The 26,539-nt window shown below is 72.3% G+C and carries 20 protein-coding genes and 1 pseudogene; 13 read left to right on the forward strand and 8 right to left on the reverse strand.

The features are described 5' to 3' along the window. Positions 1-190: 190 nt before the first annotated feature. Positions 191-1,957 (forward strand): hypothetical protein, encoded by a 1,767-nt coding sequence (locus tag QT196_RS24445; RefSeq protein WP_290356715.1) that lies wholly within the window; start codon positions 191-193, stop codon positions 1,955-1,957. A gap of 39 nt (positions 1,958-1,996) precedes the next feature. Here the strand turns inward: QT196_RS24445 and QT196_RS24450 are convergent, their stop codons facing one another. Then, entirely contained in the window at positions 1,997-3,184 is a 1,188-nt protein-coding gene (locus QT196_RS24450; RefSeq protein ID WP_290355683.1) for an ABC transporter substrate-binding protein, read from the reverse strand. Here QT196_RS24450 and QT196_RS24455 point away from each other — a divergent pair. The 3 genes from QT196_RS24455 to purU all read left to right on the forward strand — a co-directional run bounded on the left by QT196_RS24455 (position 3,183) and on the right by purU (position 4,896). Then, entirely contained in the window at positions 3,183-3,305 is a 123-nt protein-coding gene (locus tag QT196_RS24455; protein ID WP_290355684.1) for a hypothetical protein, read from the forward strand. The two genes, QT196_RS24450 and QT196_RS24455, sit on opposite strands and share 2 nt — an antisense overlap. 209 nt (positions 3,306-3,514) lie before the next feature. Then, positions 3,515-3,973, forward strand: coding sequence for a hypothetical protein (locus tag QT196_RS24460; RefSeq protein WP_085926913.1), 459 nt, complete (start codon positions 3,515-3,517; stop codon positions 3,971-3,973). Between the two features lie 32 nt (positions 3,974-4,005). Then, complete coding sequence (gene purU, locus QT196_RS24465) at positions 4,006-4,896, forward strand: formyltetrahydrofolate deformylase (protein ID WP_168480981.1); 891 nt, start codon at positions 4,006-4,008, stop codon at positions 4,894-4,896. A gap of 197 nt (positions 4,897-5,093) precedes the next feature. Here the strand turns inward: purU and QT196_RS24470 are convergent, their stop codons facing one another. After that, entirely contained in the window at positions 5,094-6,425 is a 1,332-nt protein-coding gene (locus QT196_RS24470) for a zf-HC2 domain-containing protein (protein ID WP_290355685.1), read from the reverse strand. Between the two features lie 182 nt (positions 6,426-6,607). Next, positions 6,608-7,144, reverse strand: a pseudogene (locus QT196_RS24475) (sigma-70 family RNA polymerase sigma factor); the annotation flags it as partial. Positions 7,145-7,609: 465 nt separating this feature from the next. Here QT196_RS24475 and QT196_RS24480 point away from each other — a divergent pair. Continuing rightward, on the forward strand, positions 7,610-7,984 hold the full coding sequence (locus tag QT196_RS24480) for an STAS domain-containing protein (RefSeq protein ID WP_042147378.1): 375 nt from the start codon (positions 7,610-7,612) through the stop codon (positions 7,982-7,984). A gap of 48 nt (positions 7,985-8,032) precedes the next feature. Here the strand turns inward: QT196_RS24480 and QT196_RS24485 are convergent, their stop codons facing one another. Both QT196_RS24485 and QT196_RS24490 read right to left on the reverse strand, forming a co-directional pair. Then, positions 8,033-9,382: a histidine kinase gene (locus QT196_RS24485; protein ID WP_290355686.1), complete on the reverse strand. Its 1,350-nt coding sequence runs from the start codon at positions 9,380-9,382 to the stop codon at positions 8,033-8,035. Further along, positions 9,376-10,038, reverse strand: a complete 663-nt coding sequence (locus tag QT196_RS24490; protein WP_168480985.1) for a response regulator transcription factor — start codon at positions 10,036-10,038, stop codon at positions 9,376-9,378. Before QT196_RS24490 ends, QT196_RS24485 begins: the two co-directional genes overlap by 7 nt. A 596-nt stretch (positions 10,039-10,634) precedes the next feature. On the opposite strand from QT196_RS24490, the gene QT196_RS24495 reads away from it, so the two are divergent. Then, positions 10,635-12,107, forward strand: a complete 1,473-nt coding sequence (locus QT196_RS24495) for an MDR family MFS transporter (protein WP_168480986.1) — start codon at positions 10,635-10,637, stop codon at positions 12,105-12,107. A gap of 73 nt (positions 12,108-12,180) precedes the next feature. Here the strand turns inward: QT196_RS24495 and QT196_RS24500 are convergent, their stop codons facing one another. After that, positions 12,181-13,218 (reverse strand): hypothetical protein, encoded by a 1,038-nt coding sequence (locus QT196_RS24500; protein WP_266734037.1) that lies wholly within the window; start codon positions 13,216-13,218, stop codon positions 12,181-12,183. A gap of 403 nt (positions 13,219-13,621) precedes the next feature. Between QT196_RS24500 and QT196_RS24505 the strand changes: the two genes are divergently transcribed. The 3 genes from QT196_RS24505 to QT196_RS24515 all read left to right on the forward strand — a co-directional run bounded on the left by QT196_RS24505 (position 13,622) and on the right by QT196_RS24515 (position 19,451). Next, positions 13,622-15,577 (forward strand): serine/threonine-protein kinase, encoded by a 1,956-nt coding sequence (locus tag QT196_RS24505; protein ID WP_290355687.1) that lies wholly within the window; start codon positions 13,622-13,624, stop codon positions 15,575-15,577. A gap of 130 nt (positions 15,578-15,707) precedes the next feature. Beyond that, the gene (locus QT196_RS24510; RefSeq protein ID WP_266734033.1) at positions 15,708-17,405 is read left to right on the forward strand and encodes a succinic semialdehyde dehydrogenase; all 1,698 of its coding nucleotides are present in this window, start codon (positions 15,708-15,710) and stop codon (positions 17,403-17,405) included. Positions 17,406-17,693: 288 nt separating this feature from the next. Next, the gene (locus QT196_RS24515) at positions 17,694-19,451 is read left to right on the forward strand and encodes a GMC family oxidoreductase (RefSeq protein ID WP_290356716.1); all 1,758 of its coding nucleotides are present in this window, start codon (positions 17,694-17,696) and stop codon (positions 19,449-19,451) included. A 71-nt stretch (positions 19,452-19,522) separates the two neighbouring features. Here the strand turns inward: QT196_RS24515 and QT196_RS24520 are convergent, their stop codons facing one another. After that, positions 19,523-20,614, reverse strand: a complete 1,092-nt coding sequence (locus tag QT196_RS24520; protein WP_168480989.1) for an LPXTG cell wall anchor domain-containing protein — start codon at positions 20,612-20,614, stop codon at positions 19,523-19,525. An 889-nt stretch (positions 20,615-21,503) separates the two neighbouring features. Further along, positions 21,504-21,806 (reverse strand): chorismate mutase, encoded by a 303-nt coding sequence (locus QT196_RS24525; protein ID WP_168480990.1) that lies wholly within the window; start codon positions 21,804-21,806, stop codon positions 21,504-21,506. 242 nt (positions 21,807-22,048) lie between these two features. Here QT196_RS24525 and guaA point away from each other — a divergent pair, with 242 nt between their 5' ends. The 4 genes from guaA (at position 22,049) to QT196_RS24545 (ending at position 26,494) form a co-directional block, all read left to right on the forward strand. Continuing rightward, positions 22,049-23,635, forward strand: a complete 1,587-nt coding sequence (gene guaA, locus QT196_RS24530; protein ID WP_168480991.1) for a glutamine-hydrolyzing GMP synthase — start codon at positions 22,049-22,051, stop codon at positions 23,633-23,635. A gap of 137 nt (positions 23,636-23,772) precedes the next feature. Further along, a complete protein-coding gene (locus QT196_RS24535) occupies positions 23,773-24,417 on the forward strand; it encodes a PAS domain-containing protein (RefSeq protein WP_168480992.1) in 645 nt (214 codons plus the stop codon). Between the two features lie 5 nt (positions 24,418-24,422). After that, entirely contained in the window at positions 24,423-25,556 is a 1,134-nt protein-coding gene (locus QT196_RS24540; RefSeq protein WP_290355689.1) for a pyridoxal phosphate-dependent aminotransferase, read from the forward strand. Further along, entirely contained in the window at positions 25,553-26,494 is a 942-nt protein-coding gene (locus QT196_RS24545) for an ornithine cyclodeaminase family protein (RefSeq protein WP_290355690.1), read from the forward strand. Before QT196_RS24540 ends, QT196_RS24545 begins: the two co-directional genes overlap by 4 nt. Positions 26,495-26,539: the final 45 nt, after the last annotated feature.

Here is a 26,539-nt window from a genome sequence, read left to right on the forward strand (position 1 = left end):
GGGGCCTGCCCCGGGGTTCCGGGGGCGGGCAGGGGCGGTGACCAGGCGACGTGGTCGAACGTTGCTGCGACCCGGTAGCGTGCAGCCGACGATTCCGTAGGTCTGCACGTTGGTAGGAGTCACGGTGACGCAGAGCGGACAGGGTCACGACCCGCAGAATTCTGCGGCCGGTCCCGCGCGAGAGGGCATTGTGCTGCCCGCCAACGGTGAGCCGTGGGTGCCCGACCAGCAGGCCGCGCCGCCGGCCGGCCAGCCGTGGGGCCAGCCCTGGGGACCCGGCCAGCAGGCCGCCGCCCCGCAGCCGTACGGCGAGGCGTCCGCCCAGGGCCAGCCCGCCCCGCAGCAGGGGTATGGCCAGGGCCCGCAGCAGGGTTACGGGCAAGGACCGCAGCAGGACTACGCCCCGGCGCAGGCCCCGCAGCCGCAGCAGCCGCAGGGCGGCCAGGGTTTCCCGGCGCCGCCCCAGGGGCAGCAGCACCCGGCCATGCCGCCCTCGGCACCGCAGCAGGCGCCCCAGCAGCAGCCGCAGCCCGGCTTCGACGCCGAGGCGACGGCGCTGCTGCCGCCCGGCGCACAGCCCGGCCAGGGTGCGCCCGGCGCGCTGCCGCCCGAAGGCCCGCAGTCGTACGGCCAGCAGATCCCGCAGCAGCAATACGGTCAGCAGGCCCAGCAGCCGTACGGCCAGCAGCCGCCGCAGGCCCAGCAGCCTCAACAGCACTACGGGCAGCAGCCCCTGGGCCCGTCCGGCGAGCTGGTGCGGGCGACCCAGCAGACCGGTGCGCCGCTGCCGCCCGCCTCGGGCGACGCGGAGGCCACCGCGCTGATTCCGCCCGTCGGCGCCCCCGGCAGCGCACCGCTGCCGCCCGAGGCGGCCTCGCGCCCCGAGACGCCCGACGAGTCCACGACCATGCTGCGCGCGATCAAGCCCAACCAGGGCGGCCCCCAGGGCCGGCCGATGCCGCAGTCCCAGCCGATGCCCGGCGCCCAGGGCGCGGGCGACGCCGAGGCCACCCAGCTCATCGCCCCGGTGGGCGCCGGTGGTCCGCCCCCGCCGCCCGGCGCGCCGTACGGCGTGCGCCCCGGCGCGCCCGGCGACCGCCCCACCCCTTCCGAGTTCGACGGCCTGTTCCGCGACGGGCCGGGCGCACCGGGCCAGGCCGGACCGGCCGCAGCCCCCGACTCCACCGCGCAGCTGCCGCGCTTCGAGGACCCGGGCCGTCCCCCGTACGGGCAGCAGGGTCAGGGCTACGGACAGCAGTTCCCGCCCGGCGGCGGCTACGACCAGCCCGCCTCGTACGACGACGACGGCGGCAGCGGACGCCGCCGGCTCGCCCCGGCCGCGATCGTCGGCATCATCATCGTGGCGCTCGCGGGCGCCGGCCTCGGCCTCGGCTGGGCGCTGAGCGGCGGCAGCAGCGAGGACACCACCAAGAAGAAGGACTCCGGGGCCGACACGACCAAGGCAGCCAAGGAGCCGGAGAAGCAGAAGCCGGCCCCCGACCCGGCCCAGGCCCAGGCCAAGGGGCTGGACGCGCTGCTGGGCGACAGCAACAACAGCCGCTCCTCGGTGATCAATGCCGTCAACGGCATCAGGACCTGCCACGACCTCGGCGGCGCGGCCAAGGACCTGCGGGCCGCGGCCGGGCAGCGCAACGACCTGGTGAAGCGGCTCCAGCAGCTGCCCGTCGACAAGATCCCGAACCATGACCGGCTGACCGCCGCGCTGACCAAGGCCTGGCAGTCCTCGGCGTCCGCGGACAACCACTACGCGGCCTGGGCCGGCCAGGTCGGCGGCAAGAAGGGCTGCCACAAGGGCAAGGCCCGGGTCACCCGGCAGACCGCCCAGGGCAATACGGCCAGCGGGCAGGCCACCCTCGCCAAGAAGCAGGCGGCGGAGATCTGGAACCCGCTCGCCCAGAAGTACGGGCTGACGGAGCGCCGTCCCGAGCAGCTCTGAGCCGGGCCGGGGCGGGCGCCGCCGGGCGGCCCGTCCCGCTCAGCTGTCCGCGCGCCGCCGTTCCAGCGTCTTGGTGACGTTCACAAAGCCGTGCTGGGCGGACACCAACTCGCCGTCCCGCACGACCTGGTAGGTCACTGTCCCGTTCACGATGCGGGGGAAGTCCTGGACGGCGAGCATGTCGTCCTCGCGCCAGCGCAGCTTCGGGGTCAGCCCGCCGGTGTCGACGGCGCGGTCACCGCGGTCCAGCGCGGTCTGGAGGTCGTGCGGGGTGATGTCCTCGACGCCCCGGTCATCGAGCTGCTCGATCATCGACCGCAGCACCGTGTAGGCGATCCAGGTCGTCTGCGCGCCCTGGTCGGCGGGGTCGATGCGGTTGTCGTTGAACGCGAAGTCGTTGATGACCTTGCGCATCGGCGCCCAGCGGGAGTCTCCGGCGGCCGGATACCAGCCGGTGATCTCGGCGCCTTCCAGCGGCCCGGACCTGCCGCCCGTACGGTTCACCAGCGCCTGGCCGACGCTGCCGAGCACGGAGGCGACCCGCACCCGGGGGCTGTCCTCCTGGAGCCGCCGGAACGAGTCGAAGAACGCATCGGTGTGATCGCCGAGCGAGGCGGTCACACAGGAGCCGTCCGCTTTACCGCCGGCCTTCGATTTGCCGTAGACGGCCGGGTCGGCGCCCACGCCGTCCAGGGCGCGGTTCACCGCGGACGAGTAGTCGGTACCGTCCTCGGGTGCCTTGATGTCCTTGGCCGGGTTCCGACTGCCGTTCTCCAGGCCGGAGTTGAGCAGGGACGGCATCTGGTCGCCCTGGATGGTGTCCGGGCGGACCAGCGCGACGCGCCGGCAGTCGCGCGCCAACTGGCGGCCGTTCCCGGCGAGCAGGGAGGCCTGCCCGCCGTTGACGGGGTAGGACAGCGGGCTCTCGAACTCCTCGTCCGAGGCGCCGTAGCCGCCGATGAAGGGGACGCCCTTGACCTCCAGCGGCGACATGAACGAGCGGCCGAACTGGCTGTAGGAGCCGACCACGGCGACCGCGCCGCGGTCCACGGCGCGCTGGGCGCACTGCGCGGCGGACACCGAGTCATTGCGCTCGTTGCAGGTCAGCACCCGTAGGTGATGCCCCCTGATGCCGCCCCGGGAATTGACCCAGCGGGCGTAGGCCTGCGCCATGGCGGGCATACCCGGCATATTGGTCGCCTTGGTGTCCTCGGGGGCCCAGGTCATGACCGTGACCGGGTCCTTCTCCCCGGAATCCCCCAAGGCTCCGGGGAGGGAGCCGCAGCCCGAGAGCAGCGACGCGATGACCGCCGTTAATGCCACCGCCGAACCGACCGCGGGGGCGTGAGAAGAAAGGCGGGGGGAGGAGCGTCGCCGTCCGGTCATGACACCGCAGCCTTCCGTCCCGCCAGGAACGGTCGAGTGACGGCAAGGCAACGGATGGTGACGTGAAGGTGAACTCCGGGGGCCCGCTTGAGATCATCCGCACGGAACGTACGATCCAATACTGTGCAAGGTTCGGAGAAGTCTTCCCGTCGCGGCCGCCGCTCGACCACCATGGGCGGCATGCCACTCAACGACATGCCGTGGTGGCGCTGGCGCAGCAATGTGCGTTCCGCGCTGCACATGCTCTCCGACCCCGCCTTCCAGCAGGAGACCTGGCTGGCCGGCCGCCCCGGGTACGGAGACGTCACCGACGCCGTCTACCGGCTCGTCGAGGACACCTGGCTGGACAACTGGTCCGCCGAGAAGTACGTCGGCACGATCTTCCGGGACGCCCAGGAGGCGCAGCTCGTCGATGCCGCCGTGCTGCGGGTGCTGCGGATCATGCACCAGGTCGGTGCGGACGCCCCGGTCACCGCGTACATGGCGCACCAGGGCTGGCCGGAGGCCGTACGGGCGGCCCGTGAGGCCCATGTGCAGCTGGCGACGGCGGACGGCGAGGACCCCGATGCCGCGCCGCGCTCGCTGGAGGTGCTGGCCATCATGACCGGTCAGGCGGATGCCCCGGCCTGACCTGCTCGGCAGGTGTGCGACCCTATGAGGTCATGAGCGAGTCGCAGCCCACCCAGTCCGGACAGCACGGTCGGAACGATCAGTACGTCCTCACCCTGTCCTGCCCCGACAAGCAGGGCATCGTGCACGCCGTGTCCAGCTACCTCTTCATCACCGGCTGCAACATCGAGGACAGCCAGCAGTTCGGCGACCACGACACCGGGCTGTTCTTCATGCGGGTCCACTTCAGCGCCGACGCCTCGGTGAGCGTCGACAAGCTGCGGGCCAGCTTCGCGGCGGTGGGCGACTCCTTCGGCATGGACTGGCAGATCCACCGGGCCGACGACAAGATGCGGGTCGTCCTGATGGTGTCCAAGTTCGGGCACTGCCTCAACGACCTGCTGTTCCGCTCCCGGATCGGCGCGCTGCCGGTGGAGATCGCGGCCGTGGTCTCCAACCACACGGACTTCGCCGAGCTGGTCGCCTCGTACGACATCCCGTTCCACCACATTCCGGTCACCCGCGACACCAAGGCGCAGGCCGAGGCGCAGCTGCTGGAGCTGGTGGCGGCGGAGAACGTCGAGCTGGTGGTCCTCGCCCGCTATATGCAGGTGCTCTCCGACGATCTGTGCAAGGCGCTGTCCGGCCGGATCATCAACATCCACCACTCCTTCCTCCCGAGCTTCAAGGGCGCCAAGCCGTACCACCAGGCGCACGCCCGCGGGGTGAAGCTCATCGGTGCCACCGCGCACTATGTGACCGCCGATCTCGACGAGGGCCCGATCATCGAGCAGGAGGTCGAGCGGGTCGGCCACGAGGTCACGCCGGACCAGCTCGTGGCGATCGGCCGCGACGTGGAGTGCCAGGCCCTCGCCCGCGCCGTGAAGTGGCACAGCGAACGCCGCGTACTGCTGAACGGCAGCCGCACGGTCGTCTTCGCCTGAGCGCGGCTCGCTGCCGCCTGGACACCCTCCATCCGGGAATGCCCGTCACCTGGGAATACCCTCCACCCCCGTCCCGTTGTGGGCCCCGAGGGGGCGCTCGGACCCCCCTAAGGGAACCGTTCGACGCCCCCTTGGTGGAAGCCCCCTACAAGCGGGACAGCGGCCAGCCACCAACAGGACAGCCACCAACGCGACAGCTACAGCCGGGACAGCGACGCCGTCGCGAAGAGGACCTCGCGGATCGCGTCGCGTTCGCCGTTCTGGCCCGCGGCGGCCTCCTCGGGGGAGATATGGCCCGCGGCCAGCTGGCAGAACTCGGCGCTGTCCAGGGCGATATGCGCGACCGTGCGCTCCGGGGTACCCAGGGCGGCCGGTGAGTCCAGCGCTATGTACCAGTGGCCGCCGCCGTTGCCCTCGACCTCCAGATGGAGCGTACGGCCCGGGGCGCCCGCCTCGACCAGCCGCTGCGGCGGCGCGGCGAGCCCGGCCCGGCGGCGGTCGGCCAGCGCACTGGGCAGCAGCCGGGCGGCGAGGTCGACCATCTGGTGGAGATGCGCGGCGGCCGGGGGCACATACGGGTAGTCCACCGCCTCCGCGATATCGCCGGCATGCACCCAGCACTCGAAGGCGCGGTCCAGGAACGAGTCGCGCAGCGCGAGCCGGAAGTCGCCATACGGGACGGCGAGTTCGGCGACCCTGCTGCCGGCGAACGACACCTGCCGCATCAGGGCGTAGCTCTGGTCGCGCCACGGGGCGTGGACGGTCAGCGGACGCCGGGTCTCATCCGCCGCGCGCCAGAACGTTTCCGTACGGATGAGAGGGTCCGGGGTGCCGGGCGGGGCGGCGGTGCCGAGCGGGTCGGTCAGCCCGAGGGCCGTCGCGACCAGGCCGTCCACCGCCATCAGATGACCCATGACACCGGCGACGGTGCTCTCCCGCTCGACCGGGCGGTCGCCCTCGAACCACCGCAGCCGCACCGGAGCGCGCCACTCCGCCTCGCCCATGTCATGCAGCAGCGCATCCAGCTTCGCGGTCTCCGCGTCGTACGGCGTCGCCCAGTCCGGCACCGGGATACGGGCCGGCCGCCGGCCCAGGGCGCCCTCCAGTACGCGGGAGCGCAGCAGCGGATCGAGGTCGAGGCTGTCGGCGGGGTGCAGCAGCCCGACGGCATCGCGCAGCCGCAGCGCCTCGTCCGCACAGGAGGCGCAGTCGGTCAGATGCGCCTCGACGGCGGCCGTCTCGTCGGCGGAGCAGGCCGCCAGCGCCCAGGCGCCGAGCAGCGACTTGAGGACCCGGTGCGGCGGGGCGGGATCCGGGTCCGGGAGCGGCTGGAGCGCGGGCGGCTCGGACCCGGGCCCGGCGTCCGGGAGGGGCGCGGCGGTGTCGCCCGCCGGGTCGCGGACGGGCACCGGCGGGGTGTCCGGAAGGGGGCCGTGGTCCTCGGCTGCGGAGCGCGGGGAGGGTATCCGCGGCCGCTCACCGGGGCTGCCGGGCAGCTCGCGGCCGTCCCACTCGTCGGGGCCCGTCACCGCGACCGTCCATGGCCAGGGCCGGGTGGTGCGGAGGATCCCGGGCCGGTGTGCTGGGAGTGCGACGGCAAAGGGCCGCGGGGAGCGTGCGGCCCCGGTGGCGCGGTGGGCGCCGCGGGGGAGGGGCGTGTGCCGCGGGCGGTGTACGAGGCGCGGTGGCCGGGCGGCAGGGCGTGGTGGTGATGGGCGGTGGAGAGCAGTTGCAGGCCCAGCCGGAGCCGGCGGCGGGCCTCGTCCTCGGTGACGCCGAGGTCGGCGGCGGTCTGGCGGTAGTCCCGGCGCTGGAAGTAGGCCAGTTCCAGTGCGGCGCGCAGGGGCGCGGGCATGGACGTGACGATGTAGTCGGCGCGGGCAGCGGTGGAGGCCTCGCGGATCTTCTGCTCTATCTCGGCGGGCGCCGGGGCACCGTCTCCGCAGTCGCGCGCCGAGGCCGCCTCGGTCTGACGCAGCCGCTGGACGGCCTGATGGCGGGTGACACCGGCGATCCAGGAGCGCAGCGGGCCCTGCTTGGGGTCGTAGGAATCGGGGTGTTCCCAGATGTAGGTGAACACCTCGCGGGTGAGGCGGTCGGCGGCGTCCTCGTCGTCCAGGACACGGTGGGCGAGGCTGTGCACGAGCGAGGCGAAGCGGTCGTAGAGCTCGCCCAGCGCCGCGGCCTCGCCGTGGGCGAGCCGCTGTTGCATCCGCCTGTCCCAGCGCGGTGGCGCGTCGTGTCCCATTGGAACCCCATCCCTGCCCGTCGCCTCCGGGCTCACTCCTCAGCCGTCACTTCCGCACCCGCACGCACGCCCGGAGCTGTGCGCACGATCACAGAAACCACCGTGCCACCGAATGTAATGCGCGGGTCTGACAACGCACGCTCCTTTGCGGCAAACCGAGCCCGGCGGGGACGGGGATGGTAAGGACCTCCCGGCGGATGGCCTCGCTTTGTGGCGATACTGCCCGATCACAGCCGATCGATGCCGATCGTTCGTGTCCACATACGGTGATGTGTTATCCGTGTGTGACCGGATGCTGGCGAAAGGGTGCGGCCGCTGGGGCATAGCCTTAGGCCGACTGCCTGTTGCGCCAAGGATTCGGAAGAGTTTCAGGGGAGAGAGGCCGGGCAGTCGAGGCGGGGAAGGATGAGTTCCGGATGCAGCCGGGCCCATCCGGTCCGAAAGCGAGCGAAAGGCTTCGAGCGCGTGTCGTTGAAGGTGGCAGAGGACGAACAGGGCCCGTGGGCCGTACTCCAGGTGTCGGGGGAGATGGACCTGGTCACCTCACCCGCGGTGCGCCAGCATGTGCACGACGCGGTGGCGGACGGCCGGAGATCGGTCGTCCTCGACCTCTCCGAGGTGCGCTTCTGCGATTCCAGCGGGGTCGGTGTGCTGATCGCCGCCCGTCGGCTGATGCGCTCCTGTCAGGGGCGGCTGCGGCTGATCCTCCCCGCGCAGGGCGCCGTGGACGGCTCGCACGTCAACCGGGTGCTGGCCGCCCTGGGTGTGCGCCGACTCTTCGAGGTCTACCCGGACCTGCACACCGCCGTCGACGAGGCCGCCGCACCGCTCTCCGCCTGACCGCGTCCGGGCACGCCTTCCGTCCCCGTACGCCCACCCCTGCCTGATTCACCCCGCTCCGTACGGAAATTCCGCCCGTACGACGAAGCCGCCGTCGGAGGTATGACGCGCCTCCAGCGTCCCCCCGAGGCTCTGCGCGCGCTCGCGCAGCCCCACCAGCCCGTGCCCGCCCCCGGGAAGCGCGGGAACCGTCGCCGCCGCGTCCGGCGGCCCGTTGCGGATCTCCACCCGCAGCCCGTGCGCCGCACGGCTCTCCCCGGCCCCCTCGGCACGTCCGGAACCACCTGACCGTCCGGAACCACCTGACCGTCCGGAACCACCTGACCGTCCGGAACCCGCGGCCCGTTTGGAACCCTCGCTCAGCACCGCGTCCACCGGATCCACCCGTACGCGGACCCGCGCCCCCGGTGCGTGCTTGCGGATGTTGGTGAGCGCCTCCTGGACCGTACGGAACGCCGCCCGCTCCACCGTCTTGGTGCCGCTCGGCCCGGCCACCACCCCGCCCTCGTACGTCACATCCAGCGCGCTCATCTCGATCAGCCGCGGCAGCTCCGTCAAGTCCGGCTGCGGCGCCAGGCGGTGCGCCTCCGCCGCCTCACCGCCGTCCGCCCGTAGTACGCCCACCATGTGCCGCAGCTCCTCCAGCGTCCGCACGGACAGCTCCCGGATCGTCCTGGCACCCGCGCGCGCCTCCGGGTCCTCCGTGCTGACCTGCACCGCCCCCGCCTGGAGGCTGATCAGGCTGACCTGATGGGCCACCACGTCATGCATCTCACGGGCCAGCCGGGCCCGTTCGGTGGTCTTGACCCGGTCCGCGAGCAGCCGGTCCTCCCGGCGCAGGCTGCGGGTCAGGTCCTCGACACGGGAGGCGAGTTCCTGGCGGGTGCGCACCAGCAGGCCCAGGGCGATCGGCGCGGCCGAGGTGACGCAGGCGTCGATCAGCACCAGGGTGTTCTCGCGGTAGACGGTGAGCTCGAAATCGGTGATCGGATACGGGAAGAAGTGCGCGGCGATCAGCAGCACCGCACAGATGCCGAGCCGCGCCCGGCCGGGCCGCCGGACGGCCAGGGTGTAGAGCCCGATCATCGGCGCGAACCAGATGTAGCCGATGTAGAGCCCGGGGAGCGTGAAGAGGAACACCAGCAGCGGGAAGCGGCGGCGCACCAACAGGGCCGCCGCGGCCAGCATCGAGACACCGACCTCCAGGTCGAGTTCGAGGCCGTTGACCAGCATCGCGTCGGCGATCGCCAGCAGCACCGGGACCACCACGGGAACCAGCGCGCGCAGCCGCCGCACCGGTGCCCCGCGCCCCAGCGCCCGCCCCTTCGCCTCCCCGCGGGCCACCGCCCGCTCCGCGCGGGCCCGCAGCCGGCTCCGCCCGCCCCGGGCCCTCACCATGCCCCCCGGGGATCGCCCGTCACCAGTCCGGCGCGGTCGGCGACGATGGCCGCCTGGATGCGGTTGATCCCGCCCAACTTCCCCAGCAGGGCCCGCACATGGTCCTTGACCGTACTGGGGGCGAGCCCCATCCGCCCGGCTATCTGGGCGTTGGCCAGGCCCTCGCCGAGCAGGGCGAGCACCTCCGACTCCCGCGGCGTCAGCCCGCTGACCGCCCGCGCCGCCGACGCCTGGTCCTCGGCGGTCAGATAGCCGCCGATCACCGCCCGTGTGACGCCCGGATCGAGCACGCTCCCGCCCTCCGCCAGCGTCCGTACGGCCCGTACGAGTTGCTCCGGATCGGAGTCCTTCAGCAGGAACCCGGCCGCGCCCTCGCGCAGCGCCGCGGTCAGATACTCCTGGGCGTCGAAGGTGGTCAGCATCGCCACCGCGGGCGGCTCCGGGGCGGCGCGCAGCCCGCGCAATACGGTCAGCCCGTCCACGTCCGGCATACGGATGTCCAGCAGCACGACATCGGCCGCACAGCGCAGCACGGTCTCCACGGCCTCGGCGCCGCCGCAGTCCGCGACCATCTCGATGTCCGGGGCGGTCCCCAGAATCATCCGCAGTCCCGATCTGACCAGCCGCTCGTCGTCCACCACAGCGACACGGATCACCGGCCGCCCCTTTCTCCTTCGCACCCACCCGCATTCGCGGAACCACCCGGCGCTGCGCGATTCCGTTCCCCTGTCACCCGGGCCCGCCCTGCGACGGACCCGCACCCCCGCCGAGCGGCGGGGGTGAGCCCGCGACCTCTGGAGGATGCCGCGGGGGGTCCCCCACGGGCAGAGTGGTTCTCATGCTGCACCACTGAAGAGGCCCCGAGCCCAGGACGCGGTGCAGTTCACATCGGCGGCCGCCGCGACCCCCACACGCGGCGGCCGCCTTTGGCGTGCGGGGGCGTTCCGGAGGGGGATCTCCCCCGCACCGCCGAAGTGCGGTCTGTCCCGCCCTCAAAGCCGCTGGTGAAGCGGGTTCCCGGCGTGGTGGGGCGTCGCCGAAACGTGGGCCACCGGCCATGGTGCCGTCGATGGATGTCCTCGTGGGCAGGCATAAAATCGGATGAAATCGGCGCGAGGGTGCGGAAGACTCGGGCCGACCGATGAGTTCTGCCAGGCGTAGCGGTCTCTACCGACAATCCACCGCCCATATTCGTGCCGACAGCCCCTGGCTGCGAGGCGACTGTGATCAGGAACCCCAGCGAGGTGCTGCCGTGACAGCTGCAATTCAAGAACGACCAGCCGAGAAGGCGGGCCGCATCCCGACCGTGGTGCGGCTGCTGGTGCTCGCCACGTTCGTGGTGATCCTGAACGAGACGATCCTGGTCAACGCCATCCCGCGGCTGATGGACTCGCTGCACATCACCGAGCAGTCGGCGCAGTGGGTCTCCACCGCGTTCATGCTGACCATGGCCGCGGTGATTCCGGTGACCGGCTGGTTCCTCCAGCGGGTCACCACCCGCCAGGCCTACGCCATCGCGATGGGCGTGTTCCTCGCGGGGACCGCGCTGTCCGCCGTCGCGCCCTCCTTCGAGGTGCTGCTGATGGGCCGGATCGTGCAGGCCGCGGGCACCGCCGTGATGATGCCGCTGCTGATGACCACGTTGATGATCGTGGTCCCCGAGCACGACCGTGGCCGGGTGATGGGCAACGTCACCCTGGCGATCTCGGTGGCGCCCGCGCTCGGACCCGCCGTGTCCGGGCTGGTTCTCCAGCTCGGCTCCTGGCGCATGCTGTTCGTGGTCGTTCTGCCGATCGCGGCGCTGGTGACCGTGTTCGGGCTGCGCAAGATGGACAACATCGGTGAGCCGCAGGTGAGCTCCATCGACTGGCTCAGCGTCTCCGTGGCCGCGTTCGGCTTCGGCGGCCTGGTGTACGGCCTGAGCCTCCTCGGCGAAAGCGGCGACCGGGTCGGGCTCGGCGCCGGGATCGTCGTCGCCGGGGTCGCGGCCATCGCGGTCTTCGTCATCCGCCAGCTCAAGCTGCAACGCACCGGTGTGCCGCTGATGGACCTGCGCACCCTCAAGCACCGCACCTTCGGCCTCTCCCTGGCCCTCATCTCCGTCGGCTTCCTGGCGATGCTCGGGTCGATGATCCTGCTGCCGCTGTACCTCCAGAACATGCGCGGACTCAGCCCGCTGGAGACCGGCCTGCTGGTCATGCCGGGCGGGCTGGCCATGGGAGTGCTCGGACCGACGGTGGGGAAGCTGTTCGACCGGTTCGGGAGCCGGCCGCTGGTGCTGCCCGGCTCGATCGGCATGGTGCTCTCCCTCGGCGGCTTCACCCAGGTCTCGATGACGATGCCGTACTGGCAGGTGCTGGGACTGCACACGCTGCTGATGGTGAGCCTGGCGGCGACCTTCACCCCCGTCTTCACGCTGGGCATGGGCGCGCTGCCGCCGCATCTGTACTCCCACGGCAGCTCGATGCTCGGGACGTTGCAGCAGGTCGCCGCGGCGTTCGGGACCGCGCTGGTGGTGACCGTGATGTCCGCGCGCAGCGGTCAGCTGGTCGCCGACGGCGTGGCCGCCGCGCCCGCGGCGCTGAGCGGGATGCAGCTGGCCTTCGCCGTCGCCGCCGGCCTCACCGTCGTGACGATCCTCGTGGCCGCGAAACTGCCGCGCCGGATCGCCGCCACCGAGGCCCCGGAGCACGACAGCGCCACGGAGCAGCCCATCGGGTCATGAGGGCGGGGTGCGGAGCTCGGCCCCCAGGGCTCCGCACACCGGCGCGCAGGCAGCCCGACGGCCCGTACGCCCCTCACAGCCACCCTTCCCGTCCCACCGCCGCCGCCCGGATGCCCTCCGGGCGGATGCCGTCGTACGGGCCGAAGCCGCGGCCGGTGGCCAGGACGACGACCGAGGTCATGGCGGCCAGGCCGTAGGCCGTCGTGGCCATCGAGAGGGCGCCCTCGGTGGTCTCGAAGGAGCGGTTGAAGAAGTCGGAGACGGTCAGCCAGACCACCGTCCGTACGGTCATGTACAGCTCCAGCGCCGCGAACACCAGCAGCGCGCCCCGGACTTCCCGGCGCCCCCGGAGGGCCAGCACCCCGAGGATCAGCAGGACGAGCACCGAGCCGACGGTGGTGAACTCGGCGGACGCCGCGAGATCGAGGGCGCCGAGCACCGAACCGTCGACCACCCCGCGCAGATAGCGGCCGGTGTCCGTCCCGGTGGCCGTCATGTCGCGGACCGCCCAGCCGAGTTCGGCCAGCGCCATGACCAGGAACAGCACCCCGCAGATCCGGGACAGACGGCGCCACTGGGCATCGGGACCGGCCGCGGGCGGCCCGGCGTCCGGCTGCCGCTCGGTGGCCGGGAACAGCGAGAACAGCACGACCAGCGCCACCACCACCCCCAGCCCGCGGGTGGCGAGCGCCCAGCTGCCCAGCGGGTCGTTGGTGTACTGGTGGCGGTAGGCGGCATGGAGCAGGCCCACGCCCTCGCGCAGCGAGAGGGCGAGCAGTACGAAACCGGACAGCAGCGCCGCGGAGCGTGCCACCCGCCGCTGGGCCAGCATGAGGACGGCGATCACCAGGAACGCGGCGGTGAAGGCCCATTCGTACGGGCCGAGGATCTGGGTCGTGGGGGAGGCGCCCGGATTGAACAGGCCCTCGACGAAGTCCCAGGTGCTGCCGTCCCCTTGGGTGATGCCGAAGACCGTCCAGGCGCCCAGCACCCCGGCGTACAGCGTCAGGCACAGCCCGGTCGCGAGATAGGCGCCGCTGTGCTCCGGGGCGGCCCGGCGCGGATCGGGACCCGGGCGGACATCCACCGTTCCACCGTCCTGCATCACCATGACCGACCCCCGATCTACCTCTCGTGGCCGCCGTACCGGCAGTTCCCGTACAACAGCCTCACTGTGTCAAGGACGGCGGGAGAGCCGGTGGAGGTTCCACCCCGTGTCGTCCGGCTCCCGCCCGGTTGATCAGTGCACCTGCCGCGCCGTGCCCGTGAGGGAAACCCGTTCCCTGCGGTCAGGTATACCCGGTCATCGGTCACCATCTGGCCCCGGAACATGGCCTCTTGGGCTGATTCCGGAACCCGGCAGGCTGCCCAAGACGGCCACGACGCTTGCCGCAACTGCCTCCATGAGGGCGGTGGATCACAGCGGACCAGGTCAGCGGCAGGGTGTGCGTGACCATGGCCGGACGAGGGGTGCCGCCCCTGCCGGAAGGGCGCCCGTGCGGCAAGATGGGGCCATGGGGATCTTCGGGGGCGAGGGCCGACTGATCGGTGGCCGGTACCGCCTGGGAATACGGCTGGGCCGCGGCGGAATGGGAACGGTCTGGCGGGCCACCGACGAAGTGCTGGGGCGTCAAGTAGCGGTGAAAGAACTGCACTTGGACGAGGGAACGGCCGAACCCGAGGCGCTGGTGCAGCGGGAACGGGCGATGCGGGAGGCGCGGACCGTCGCGCAGATCAAGCATCCCAATGTGATCGTCGTGCATGACGTCGTCGAGCAGGACGGCCGGCCGTGGATCGTGATGGAGCTGGTGGAGGGCCCGTCGCTGGCCGACCGGCTCCAGAGCGGCGGACCCGTCGCGCCGCGCGAGGCGGCCCGGATCGGCGTCGCGCTGCTGGGCGCGCTGCGCGCCGCGCACACCCGCGGGGTGCTGCACCGTGACATCAAGCCCGCCAACGTCCTGATGGAGTCGGGCAGCGGCCGGGTCGTGCTCACCGACTTCGGTATCGCCCAGGTGCCCGGCGTCACGACGCTGACCGACGCTGGCGGCTTCGTCGGCTCGCCCGAATACACCGCGCCGGAGCGGATGGCCGGGCACGGCACCGGCCCCGAGGCCGACCTCTGGTCGCTCGGGGTGCTCCTGTGTGCGGCGCTCAGCGGTGCCTCGCCGTTCCGCCGCGACTCGATGGCCGGGGTGCTGCACGCGGTGGTGTACGACGAGATCGAACTCCCGGAATCCGCCCGCCCGTTGCACGCCGTCGTCGACGGCCTGCTGGACCGGGAGCCGGAGCGGCGGCTGGGCGTCGCGGAGACGGAGCGGCTGCTGCGCGGCTATCTCCAGTCGGGCCGCGCCCCGGAACGAGGGGCGGGCGGGCCGCCGGGGCACGGGTCCGGGCGCGGGCACGGCGGGCACGGCAGCCACGTCGGTCACGGAGATCACGGCGGTCACGGCGGTCACGGAGCCGGTGCCGCGGGCCTTGCCGCCGAGGCCGTGGCGGGCGGCCCGCTCCCCGGGGGCCCGAACACCCCGCGCTACCACGGGCCCGACGTCCACGCCCCCCTGCACGATGATCCCGGCGGCGGTCTGCACGGTGAGCCCCCGCCCGGCGAGCACCCGTCCAGCGAGGACCCGCCGGTCGCGGGTACGCCGCCCCCGGGCCCGGCCGCTCAAGGCCGTGCCCTAGGGGGCGCCGGAAGACCCGGCGGCCGTACGGGCGGCCGCACCCCGGGCATGCCGATCCGGGACGCGCTCGACGACCGGGCCCTGGCCGCGGCCGCCCGCCCGCACACCGGCCGCGCCCGCACCGCCCTGCTGGTCGCGCTCGCGGCGGTGGTGATCGGCGGCGCCGGTGCGGGCATCGCCGTACTGCTGATGAACCAGGGCGGAGCCGACGGCGGCACCGGCACGGGCGGCAAGCCCAGCCGGTCCCAGCAGGCCTCGGACAGCGGGCCCGCGAAGGGCGGCGACTCCGGCACCGCGGAACCCACCGTCACCGCACCACCGGCCTCCGGGGGCGCAGGCAAGATCCCGACCGGCTACCGCCTCGTCCACGACCCGGCCGGTTTCGCACTCGCCGTCCCCGAGGGCTTCACCCGCTCCTACGAGAACGACCGGGTCTACTACTACTCCCAGGGCAAGCGGTTCCGGATCGGCATCCAGCTTCAGCGGCAGGTGCCGGAGGGACCGCTGGGCGCGATGCGCGCGGCGCATGCCAAGGGCCCCGCCGATTACCGCGGTTACCGCCAGGGGCAGGTCACCGAGACCACCCACAACGGGCTCCAGGCCGGACTCTGGGAGTTCGTCTGGGACGGCAGCGCCCAGGACGGCGGCGCGCGGTACACCTACGACCTCAGCTGGGACGAGGGCGGCCGGATGATCGATGTGTGGATCTCCTCCCCGCTCGCCTCACGCACCGAGGCCAAGCGGCACTTCGACACCGCGGTCGACGCGTTCCGGCTGCCCGGGACGTGACCGCGGGCCTTCCGGTCGTCCCAGACCAGCGCCCTTGCGGCCAGCGGACACTGGCGCGATTGTGCGTGCCGCGTGAAAACTCATTACTGCCGGGTACACAAAGCGCCGGGGGAGGAATACGCTCGCCCGCATGACGGACTCGCAGGACACCGGAACAGCCGCCTCCGCCGCGGAGGCCCCCGCCGAGGCCCCCACGGACGCCCCCGCGGCCGCCGTGGCCACCGCGCCCGACGTGGCCCCCGCCGCAGGCAACCCGGTCGCCCCCACCCCCGCGGGCGCCCGCACCGCGGCGGAGGTGGTCACCCCCGAGATCGCCGCCCGGCTCACGCGCGGTGTGGTGGGCAGTGGCCGTACCGCCAACCACACCCCCTTCACCGGGGAGAAGCTGGCCGACCTGCCGGAGTCCACCCCCGAGGACGTCGCCACCGCCTTCGAGCGCGCCCGCGCCGCCCAGGAGCGCTGGGCGAAGGTCCCGGCCAAGCAGCGTGCCGCGGTCCTGCTCCGCTTCCACGACCTGGTGCTGCGCCGCCAGGCCGAGGTGCTCGACCTGATCCAGCTGGAGACCGGCAAGGCACGGCTGCACGCCCACGAGGAGCTCCAGGCGGTCGCCGTCACCGCCCGCCACTACGGCCGCAAGGCGCACGCCTACCTCAAGCCCAAGGCCCGCACCGGCGTCGTACCGACCCTCACCAAGGTCACCGAACTCCGCCAGCCCCGGGGCGTCGTCGGGCAGATAGCCCCCTGGAACTACCCCTTCGAGCTGTCCGTCGGCGATGCCCTGCCGGCCTTCGTCGCGGGCAACGCCGTCGTCATGAAGCCCGACACGGAGACCGCGCTGACCGCGCTGTGGGCCCGTGAGCAGCTGATCGAGGCCGGGCTGCCGGAGGACGTCTGGCAGGTCGTGATCGGTGAGGGCCCGGTCGTCGGCCCCGCCGTCGTCGCGCACGCCGACTACGTCTCCTTCACCGGCTCGACCCGTACGGGCCGCGAGGTCGCCCAGGGCGCCGCCGCCCGGCTGGTCGGCGTCTCCCTCGAACTCGGCGGCAAGAACGCCATGTTGGTGCTCCAGGACGCCGACGTGGAGAAGGCCGCCGCGGGCGCCGTCCGCGGCTGCTTCGCCTCCGCCGGACAGCTGTGCATCTCCATCGAGCGGCTCTACGTCCACGAGTCCATCGCCGACGACTTCCTCCAGCGCTTCGCCGCCCGGACGAAGGCGATGCGGCTGGGCAACGCCCTCGCCTACGGCGCCGACATGGGCTCCCTGGTCGGCGAGCGCCAGCTGGAGACCGTCACCCGCCATGTCGAGGAGGCCGTCGCCAAGGGCGCCGAGCTGGTGGCCGGCGGCCGCCCCCGTCCCGACATCGGCCCGCTGTTCTACGAGCCGACCATCCTCGACGGCGTCCAGGCCCCGATGGCGGTCTGCGACGAGGAGACCTTCGGCCCGGTCGTCTCGATCTACCGCTTCCGCGACGAGGACGAGGCGGTGGCGCTCGCCAACGCCACCCCGTACGGACTCAATTCCAGCGTCTGGACCAAGGACGGCCGCCGCGGCCGTGCGGTCGCCGCCCGGCTGCGGACCGGCACCGTCAACGTCAACGAGTCCTACGCCGCCGGCTACGCCAGCGTGCAGGCACCCATGGGCGGTATGGGCGACTCGGGGCTGGGCCGCCGGCACGGCTCCGAGGGCATCCTCAAGTACACCGAGGCACAGACCGTCGCCCACCAGCGGCTGATGCCGCTCGCCCCGTCCTTCGGCATGACCGACGAGAAGTACGCACAGTTCATGAGCCGCAGCCTGCGCGCGATGAAGGCGTTCCGACTCCGCTAGGGGGTGTCGGTCGGATCAGGGCGGATCAGGGAGCGGGGTCTGGTGCGTGCAGCTGCAAGGCGGAGGAGGGAGTCGACGCGGAGCGTCGGCGAGTGACGACAACGCCGCAGGTGCGCGTGCCAGACCCCGCGAGCCCGCCCTGATCCGAACGACACCCCCTAACCACAGCAGGGAGAGCCAGTGCCCCAGGAGAACTCTGCCCGGAACCAGGACGCGAACGGTGGCCGGGACGCCCAGGACACCGGCGGCGCCCAGGACCCCCGGAGCGCCGACGGCTACGACTACGACGTGCTCGTCGTCGGCTCCGGCTTCGGCGGCTCGGTCTCCGCACTGCGGCTGACCGAGAAGGGCTACCGCGTCGGCGTCCTCGAAGCCGGCCGCCGCTTCACCCGGCAGACCCTGCCGAAGAACTCCTGGGACATCCGCAACTACCTGTGGGCCCCGGCGCTCGGCTGCTACGGCATCCAGCGGGTGCATCTGCTCGGCAACGTCATGGTGCTGGCCGGGGCGGGCGTCGGCGGCGGCTCGCTCAACTACGCCAACACCCTCTACGTCCCGCCGAAGCCGTTCTTCGAGGACCGGCAGTGGGGCGATATCACCGACTGGCAGGAGGAGTTGGCCCCCTACTACGACCAGGCCAAGCGGATGCTGGGGGTCCGCCTCAACCCGACGATGACGCCCTCCGACGTCCACCTCAAGGAGGCCGCCGACAAGATGGGCGTCGGCGACTCCTTCCATCTGGCGCCGGTGGGGGTCTTCTTCGGGGACGGTGAGGACGCGGACGGGACGTCGAAGGCGGCACCGGGCGTGGAGGTCCCCGACCCCTACTTCGGCGGTCAGGGCCCGGCCCGTAAGGCCTGTACGGAGTGCGGCGAGTGCATGACCGGATGCCGGCACGGCGCCAAGAACACCCTCAACGAGAACTACCTCCACCTCGCCGAGCGGGCCGGTGCCGTGATCCACCCGATGACCTCCGTCGTCACCGTCACCGAGGACTCCCGCGGCGGTTTCGCCGTCGCCACCCTCCCCACCGACAACAAGCGCAAGGGCCGGGGCCGCACCTTCACCGCCCGCCGGGTCGTCCTCGCCGCCGGCACCTACGGCACCCAGACCCTGCTGCACAAGATGAAGGACAGCGGACTGCTGCCCGGCATCTCCGGCAGGCTGGGCGAGCTGACCCGGACGAACTCCGAGGCGCTGGTGGGCGCGCAGACCGACAACCGCCGCTACCGCAAACGGCACGGCACCAAGGCCGACTTCACCCGCGGGGTCGCGATCACCTCGTCCATCCACCCCGACGCGCACACCCATATCGAGCCGGTCCGCTACGGCAAGGGCTCCAACGCGATGGGCGCGATGTCCATCCTCCAGGTGCCCGTCGACGGCCGCGGCTCCCGGGCCACCCGCTGGGCCGCGAACTGTCTTCGGCATCCGCTGCTGCTGCTCCGGTCGCTCTCCAACCGCCGCTGGTCGGAGCGCACCATCATCGGCCTGGTGATGCAGTCGCTGGACAACTCCCTGACGACCTATTGCAAACCGGACGGCCTCGGCAAGGGCCTGCTCACCGCCCGCCAGGGCCACGGCGCACCGAACCCCGAGCAGATCCCCGAGGCCACCGAGGCGGCCACCCTGCTCGCGCAGGAGATCAACGGCTTCGCGGGCAGCAATGTCGGTGAGCTGATGGGGACGCCGCTGACCGCGCACTTCCTGGGCGGCTGTCCGATCGGCGCCGACGCCGACCATGGGGTCATCGACCCCTACCACCGCCTCTACGGCCACCCGGGCATCTCGGTGGTCGACGGTGCCGCGGTCTCCGCCAACCTGGGCGTCAACCCGTCCCTGACGATCACCGCGCAGGCCGAGCGCGCGATGTCGCTGTGGCCCAACAAGGGCGAGGCCGACCCCCGCCCCGCCCCGGGCCGGGCGTACCGCCGACTGGCCCCGGTCGAGCCGGTCCGCCCCGCCGTCCCCCAGAAGGCGTTCGGCGCGCTGAACCTGCCCTTCCTGGCCGTCCCACCGGTCCCGCCGAAGAAGTCGCTCACCTAGGACGTCTTCTCCGTACGGACGACGGAGGGCCGCACCCCGCCGGGTGCGGCCCTCCTTCTCTGCGCCTGCCGTTACGCGGCGGCGCCGTCCGTCTTGCGGCGGCGGACGACGAAGATCGCGCCCGCGCCCACGACCATGGCGACCCCGCCCACGAGGCCGAGGGTCGGCAGCGCGGAGGAGGCACCGGTCTCGGCCAGGTTGCCGGTCACCGGCAGCTTGTCCATACCGTCCTTCGGCTTACCGGTGCCGACCGGCTTCCCGCCGCCCTGCGTACCGGGCTTGTTGCCGGGCTTACCGGGCTTGGCCGGCGGGATCTCGCCCGGGTTGCTGCCGGCCGACAGGACGGTGAAGTCGTACCACTGCTCCTCGGACCAGCCGCAGGAGCCGTCCTGGTTCTGGTAGTCGCCCGCCACCAGCGCGAAGCCGTCACCGGCCGTGGCGCCCCTGTCGGCACGGATCCGCATCTTCAGCTCGGCGGTCTGGTGCGCGTCGAGCTGGAACCAGCCGAAGTACTCCCCGTCGGTCCACTCGTCGAACGAGGTCCACTTGCCGGTGTCCGGGTTCTGGTACTCCAGGTCGAGCTGCGACTTGGGGTGGTCGATGTCGCCGGTCGGCACCGCGTAGATGACGGGGTAGACCTCGTCCAGCGTCTGGTCCGTGGTGTTGGCCAGCTGCACGCTGAAGCCCTTCCAGCCGCCGCCCGCGACGAGCTTGGAGGGCAGATGGGCGACGGTCACCTTGATGGCGGCGTCATCGACCGTGCACTCGTCCTCGTCACCGGGCTCGCTCGGCTCGGTGGGCTTGGCCGAGGTGGAGGGCTTGGGCGAGTCACTGGGCTTGGTGTCGCCGCCGGGGGTGGCCGGGGTGGTCGGCTCGGTGCCGTCACCGCCGCCGGTCTCCTCGCCGGGCTTGGTGTCGTCGCCGGGGGTGGTGTCACCCGGCGTGGTGTCGTCCGTCGCGTTCTCGTCACCGGCGGCCGGGGTCTCCGGCTGCGTGGTGGGCGCGTCGGTCTGCTCCGAGCCAGGGGTGCCCGGCGTGGGCTCGGCGCTCGCGCCGGCCTCGGTCTCGGGGCCGGTCGCGTACGCGGCAGGGGCCGCCAGCAGGGCGGCGGGGGCTATGACGGCCGTCGCGGCGGCAGCCGTCAGGGCACGGCGAAGCTTCATCGAGAAGACCTCTCGGGTCCAAAGTGCCGGTTTCCGGCACAAGTGGTTGCGGGCCGTCGCGGTGGGGCGCGGGATGGCCGTGCGATTGCAGGTACATGACCGGCCATGGCCAAAAAAGGTTGTCCACTCAACCAGAAAAGCCGTCGTGATGCCGGTCACGCCTGTCACAGCAGTCTCACAGGCTTCGCACAGGCAGTGCACAGCATTCGCCCGGCGGCGGGCGTGCGCCGGGCGCACCCCGGGCACAGCGAAGGGCCCCGGACGCCATCCGCGAGGGGGGTTGCGGACGGCCACGGGGCCCTTGGCTTTCGGTGCCGGCGTCAGGGCAGCGCCGGCACCGAGGGGCGGCGCTGGGGGGGGGGGTAGCGCCGCTGGCTTTCGGGGTGGTGCGCGATGGTGCGGAGCCCGCGGCGGTCGGACCCATGGCAGTCCACGGTCCCTACCGGACGCGGTGCGTCGTTCGTCAAGCATCGTCCTGGATACGCCTCACCTGGCGCAACCGTTTCGACCGGATGCGGTCGGTCCCGGGCGTCCCCAGGACCGACCACCCCATCGGATGTGACCGGGCTGCTGTCCCCTGCTGACCGGCCACGGCACGGAGCGAGGTCCCACGACGCGGACCGCGGCTGGCGGCCGGCGTCTCATCGCTCCGGGTTTCCGCCCGTGGGGCGGCGTCTACGCGTAGTCGTGCAGGCCGCGCCTGGCTGGCGTGGCACCGGGAACAACGAAGCCTCGCGGCGGCCGGTCACGCGCCGTATGGGTGAGTCGGCAACCGAACTCAGATCCGGCAGCTGCGCCGGGGCGCGTGCGTGCTTTCACGCGCCCGCCCGGCCCCGAAACCGACCGCACACCAGCCAAAACCGGCCACGCTGCTGTCCCGGGGGCCGCCTCAGATCTGGCCCCGGGAAAGCTCCAGCAGGGTCATCGCCAGTGCGGTGCCCGGCTTGCCGAGCTGGTCGCTGTAGTGGGCGAGGATCTCCATCTCGCGGGCGAGATTCACCCGCCGTCCGCCGGAGGTGACGCGCTCGTGCTGGATGACGGCCGAGACGGCCATCCGTTCCTGGACGAGGCCGATGATCCGGCCGTCGAGATCGTCGATCCGCTGCCGGGCGTCGGTGATGATCCCGGCGGCCTCGGGGGAGCGGGCGCCGGTGTCGGGGGCGGTGCTGGTGGGGGTGCTCATGTCCGTCATCTCCTGGGGGCGGGTGGCCCCGGAGCCGAGGGGGGTCCGGACAGACGCAGGCGCCCCGGACCTTTCGGCCCGGGGCGCCTGGGAAGTTGCTCGTCAGTGGATCAAGCAGCACGACCATGGCAGCCGGTTGGGCCGGTGCCATAGGTAAAGACGAAGGTCAGCTGCTTGTTCATGGGGCTCAGTATGAGCCCGTTAGAATCGAAAGTCCAACCCCTGCTCCACACCGCCGGAAGGCCGCCGAAGTGCCATCAGCGCCCCCTGCCGCTGCCCCGGACGTCGTCCTCGTAGTCGACTTCGGCGCACAGTACGCCCAGCTCATCGCCCGCCGGGTCCGAGAGGCCCGGGTCTACAGCGAGATCGTGCCGTCCACCATGCCGGTGGCGGAGATGCTCGCCAAGAACCCGAAGGCGATCATCCTCTCCGGCGGTCCCTCGTCGGTCTACGCCGAAGACGCCCCCAGCCTCGACCGTTCGCTGTTCGAAGCCGGTGTCCCGGTCTTCGGCATGTGCTACGGCTTCCAGCTCATGGCCACCACCCTCGGTGGCACCGTCGACAACACCGGCGCCCGTGAGTACGGCCGTACCCCGCTGACCGTCTCCCGCCCCGGCTCCACCCTGTTCGAGGGCACGCCCGCCGAACAGCCGGTGTGGATGTCGCACGGTGACGCCTGCTCCGCCGCCCCCGAGGGCTTCACGGTCACCGCGTCCACCGACGTGGTCCCGGTCGCCGCCTTCGAGAACGACGAGAAGAAGCTCTACGGCGTCCAGTACCACCCCGAGGTCATGCACTCCACGCACGGCCAGCAGGTGCTGGAGCACTTCCTCTACCGCGGCGCGGGCATCGAGCCGAGCTGGACCACCACCAGCGTGGTCGAGGAGCAGGTCGCCGCGATCCGCGCCCAGGTCGGCACCAAGCGCGCCATCTGCGCGCTGTCCGGCGGCGTGGACTCCTCGGTGGCCGCCGCGATCGTGCAGAAGGCCATCGGTGAGCAGCTGACCTGCGTCTACGTCGACCACGGCCTTCAACGCAAGGGCGAGTCGGAGCAGGTCGAGAAGGACTTCGTGGCCGCCACCGGCGTCCAGCTGAAGGTCGTCGACGCCGAGGAGCGCTTCCTGGCCGCGCTGGCCGGGGTCAGCGACCCCGAGCAGAAGCGGAAGATCATCGGCCGGGAGTTCATCCGGGTCTTCGAGCAGGCCCAGGCCGAGCTGGTCGCCGAGGCCGGCGCCGAGGGCGAGGAAGTCGCCTTCCTGGTCCAGGGCACGCTCTACCCGGACATCGTCGAGTCCGGCGGCGGCACGGGCACCGCCAACATCAAGTCGCACCACAACGTCGGCGGGCTCCCCGACGACATCGAGTTCCAGCTCGTCGAGCCGCTGCGCCAGCTGTTCAAGGACGAGGTCCGGATGGTCGGCTCGGAGCTCGGCCTGCCGGACGAGATCGTCCACCGCCAGCCGTTCCCCGGCCCCGGCCTGGGCATCCGCATCGTCGGCGAGGTCACCAAGGAGCGCCTGGACCTGCTGCGCGAGGCCGACGCCATCGCCCGCGAGGAGCTGACCGCGGCCGGTCTGGACCGCGAGATCTGGCAGTGCCCGGTGGTCCTGCTCGCCGATGTCCGCTCGGTCGGCGTCCAGGGCGACGGCCGGACGTACGGCCACCCGATCGTGCTGCGCCCGGTGTCCTCCGAGGACGCCATGACCGCGGACTGGACGCGGATGCCGTACGAGGTCCTGGCCCGGATCTCCACCCGCATCACCAACGAGGTCGCCGACGTCAACCGCGTCGTCCTCGATGTCACCAGCAAGCCCCCGGGCACCATCGAGTGGGAGTGATCCCACCCATGGGGCCGGGGTGATCCCGCCGGTCGCTTGATGACGCCGCCGCTCAGCCTGCTGAGCGGCGGCGTTGTCGTTGGCGGGGGCGGCGCCGCCCGTGGACTTTCTGTCCAGTCTGGACGTACAGTCCAAGCATGGGAGATACAGAAGAGGCCCAGGACCCCCGGGTGCGGATGTGGGCGCCCGTGTGCCAGGCCGTCGCGCGCTTGCTCGGTCCGTACGCCGAGGTGGTGCTGCACGATCCGGACACCGACCGGGTCCTGGAGATCTGGAACCCCATGGGCTCCCGCGGCCCGGGGGACCCGTCCCTGCTCGGCGAACTGGACGAGCTCGACCCGTCGCCGCAGGGCGTCTACGGCCCGTACGAGAAGCTGCTCGCGGACGGCCGCCGGCTGTCGTCGGTGAGCGCGGTCCTGCGGGATGCGCACGAGCGGCCGTCGGCCGTGCTGTGCATCAATCTGGACCGCACCCCGCTGGAACAGGCCGCGGCGGTCCTGTCCGCCTTCGGCGCGCCCACCGTGCAGCGCCCCGAGCCGCTGTTCGAGCAGGACTGGGCCGAGCGCATCCAGCACATCATCGGCAGCCACGTCCGCGAAACGGGCCGTCCCGTCGAGCGCATGACCCGCCAGGACCGCCTGGCCGTCCTCGGCCTGCTGGACGAGGCCCGGGTGTTCGCCGTGCGCCGTGCCGCGCCGGTCGTCGCCGGGGCCCTGCGGGTGTCCCGGTCCACCGTCTACGGCCTGCTGGCCGAACTCCGAGCCTCCAGCACAAAGGACTGACCGCCATGACCCGGCTGCCCGACTTCCGCCTCGAAACGTACTTCTCCCGCTGGGAGTTCACCGCCCGCCACCACCTGACCGCCTCCGACGTCCAGACCATGACGCTCGGCGAGCTGCTCGGGCTGGCCGACGACACGGACCGGGAAGCCTTCGAGAACCTGTCCCTGGGCTACACCGAGACCTTCGGCGACCCGGCCCTGCGCGAGGTGATCGCCCAGACCCACGAGCAGGCCGACGCGGACGACGTCATCTGTTTCGCGGGCGCCGAGGAAGCCCTGTATCTGGCGATGAATGTGCTGCTCGGCGCCGGTGACCATGCGGTGGTGGTGACCCCGAACTACCAGGCAGCCGAGACCGTGCCGCTCGCGCTGTGCGAGGTCACCGGCGTGGCTCTCGACGCTGACCGGGACTGGGCCCTGGACCTCGACGAGGTGGCGGCCGCGATCCGGCCCAATACCCGGGTCGTCTCGGTGAACTTCCCCAACAACCCGACCGGCAAGATCCTCGGCACGGCTGACTTCCTCGCCCTGGCCCGCCTGTGCGACGAGCGCGGCATCCACCTGTTCAGCGACGAGGTCTACCGCGGCCTGGAACGTGACCCGGCCCGCATCCTGCCGCACGCCGCCGATGTGTCGGAGCGCGCACTGTCGTTGAACGTGACCTCGAAGTCCCTGGGGCTTCCCGGGCTGCGCATCGGCTGGATCACCTGCCGCGACCGCGCGCTGCGCGCCCGTTTGGAGCGGGCCAAGCACTACACCACCATCTGCAACTCCGCGCCCAGCGAGGTCCTGGCCCGTATCGCGCTGAAGGCCCGCGAGACGATCCTGCACCGCAACCGGGCCCTGATCGCGGCCAATCTGCCGGCTTTCGAGGCCTTCTTCGCCGAGTTCGCGGACGACTTCGCATGGCAGCGGCCGGACGGCGGATGCGTCGCCTACCCCCGCTACCTCGGCGCCGACGGAGTGGAGGACTTCTGCACCCGCCTGGTGGAGGAAGCCGGCGTCCTGTTGTTGCCCGCGAGCATCTACCGCTCCGAACTCACCGCCACTCCCGCCGACCGTTTCCGCATCGGCATCGGCCGCCGCAACGCGGAAGAGGGCCTGGCGGCCTTCGCCGACTGGATGCGGGCGCGCCGATGACGCTCGCCGTCTTCGACGCGGCGGCCATCGAACGGGCCACCACCTCGCGGCTGGTCCTCGACACCATCCGTGACGCGCTCATCGCACATGCGGAAGGCCGTACCCAGGTGCCGCCGCCGCTGCATCTGGACTTCCCCGAGGCCGACGGGGACTGCCACGTCAAAGCCGGCTGGATCACCGGCGCCGCCGACTTCACCGTCAAGATCGCGACCGGCTTCTACGGCAACCCGGCGCGCGGTCTCTCCGCCAACCACGGTCTGGTCTGCGTCGTCAGCGCCCGCACCGGACAGCCGCGCGCGCTCCTCGATGACGGCGGTCTGCTGACCGCCTGGCGCACCGCCGCCGCGGGCGCGCTGATCACCCACGCCATGGCCCGCCCCGCCGCCGGCACGCTGGCCGTCTTCGGCACCGGCGAACAGGCCCGCCTCCAGGCCCTCTGGCTGGCCGAACTCCGGCCGGTGGGCCTGGTGCTGGTCCACGGCCGCACTGCGCACAAGGCCCAAGCCCTGTGCGACACACTCGGTGCGCACGGCCTGGCCGCCCGGCCCGCCGGAGCGGCGGAGGCGGCCCGGGCCGACATGATCATCACCGCGACGCCGGCCCGGTCCCCCGTTCTGGATGCCGACCAGGTACGCGCGGGTGCCCATGTGACCGGCATCGGCACGGACATGCCGCACAAGAACGAGCTGCCGCCCGCGCTCTTCCACCGCGCACAGCTGATCGCCACCGACGACCATGCCCAGTGCCTCGACCACGGCGACTTCGGCCACGCGGTCCGCGCCGGGGCCGCCGCCGAGGACGGCGCCATCGCGGCCGGCCTGCTGCTCAAGGCGCCCGTCGACCGGCCGGACACCGCCATCACGGTCGCCGACCTCACCGGTGTCGGAGCGCTCGACGCGGCGCTCGCCTCGGCCGTCCTCGGCCGGCTCCGGGAGTGAACGCCCGGGAGCCGGGCCCCTGGCCGTGCCACGGCCCTGTCCTCC

It is taken from the genome of Streptomyces sp. P9-2B-2 (genome assembly GCF_030406865.1).
GTDB lineage: Bacteria > Actinomycetota > Actinomycetes > Streptomycetales > Streptomycetaceae > Streptomyces > Streptomyces platensis.

What these genes read in the sequence shown, in the direction of transcription:
- QT196_RS24535 (WP_168480992.1), top strand. Translation starts at nt 23,773, where the DNA reads ATGGGAGATACAGAAGAGGCCCAGGACCCCCGGGTGCGGATGTGGGCG.
- QT196_RS24505 (WP_290355687.1), top strand. Translation starts at nt 13,622, where the DNA reads ATGGGGATCTTCGGGGGCGAGGGCCGACTGATCGGTGGCCGGTACCGC.
- QT196_RS24545 (WP_290355690.1), top strand. Translation starts at nt 25,553, where the DNA reads ATGACGCTCGCCGTCTTCGACGCGGCGGCCATCGAACGGGCCACCACC.
- QT196_RS24460 (WP_085926913.1), top strand. Translation starts at nt 3,515, where the DNA reads ATGGGCGGCATGCCACTCAACGACATGCCGTGGTGGCGCTGGCGCAGC.
- QT196_RS24455 (WP_290355684.1), top strand. Translation starts at nt 3,183, where the DNA reads ATGACCGTGACCGGGTCCTTCTCCCCGGAATCCCCCAAGGCTCCGGGG.
- QT196_RS24520 (WP_168480989.1), bottom strand. Translation starts at nt 20,614, where the DNA reads ATGAAGCTTCGCCGTGCCCTGACGGCTGCCGCCGCGACGGCCGTCATA.
- QT196_RS24500 (WP_266734037.1), bottom strand. Translation starts at nt 13,218, where the DNA reads ATGGTGATGCAGGACGGTGGAACGGTGGATGTCCGCCCGGGTCCCGAT.
- QT196_RS24450 (WP_290355683.1), bottom strand. Translation starts at nt 3,184, where the DNA reads ATGACCTGGGCCCCCGAGGACACCAAGGCGACCAATATGCCGGGTATG.
- purU (WP_168480981.1), top strand. Translation starts at nt 4,006, where the DNA reads ATGAGCGAGTCGCAGCCCACCCAGTCCGGACAGCACGGTCGGAACGAT.
- QT196_RS24525 (WP_168480990.1), bottom strand. Translation starts at nt 21,806, where the DNA reads ATGACGGACATGAGCACCCCCACCAGCACCGCCCCCGACACCGGCGCC.
- QT196_RS24540 (WP_290355689.1), top strand. Translation starts at nt 24,423, where the DNA reads ATGACCCGGCTGCCCGACTTCCGCCTCGAAACGTACTTCTCCCGCTGG.
- QT196_RS24510 (WP_266734033.1), top strand. Translation starts at nt 15,708, where the DNA reads ATGACGGACTCGCAGGACACCGGAACAGCCGCCTCCGCCGCGGAGGCC.
- QT196_RS24485 (WP_290355686.1), bottom strand. Translation starts at nt 9,382, where the DNA reads ATGGTGAGGGCCCGGGGCGGGCGGAGCCGGCTGCGGGCCCGCGCGGAG.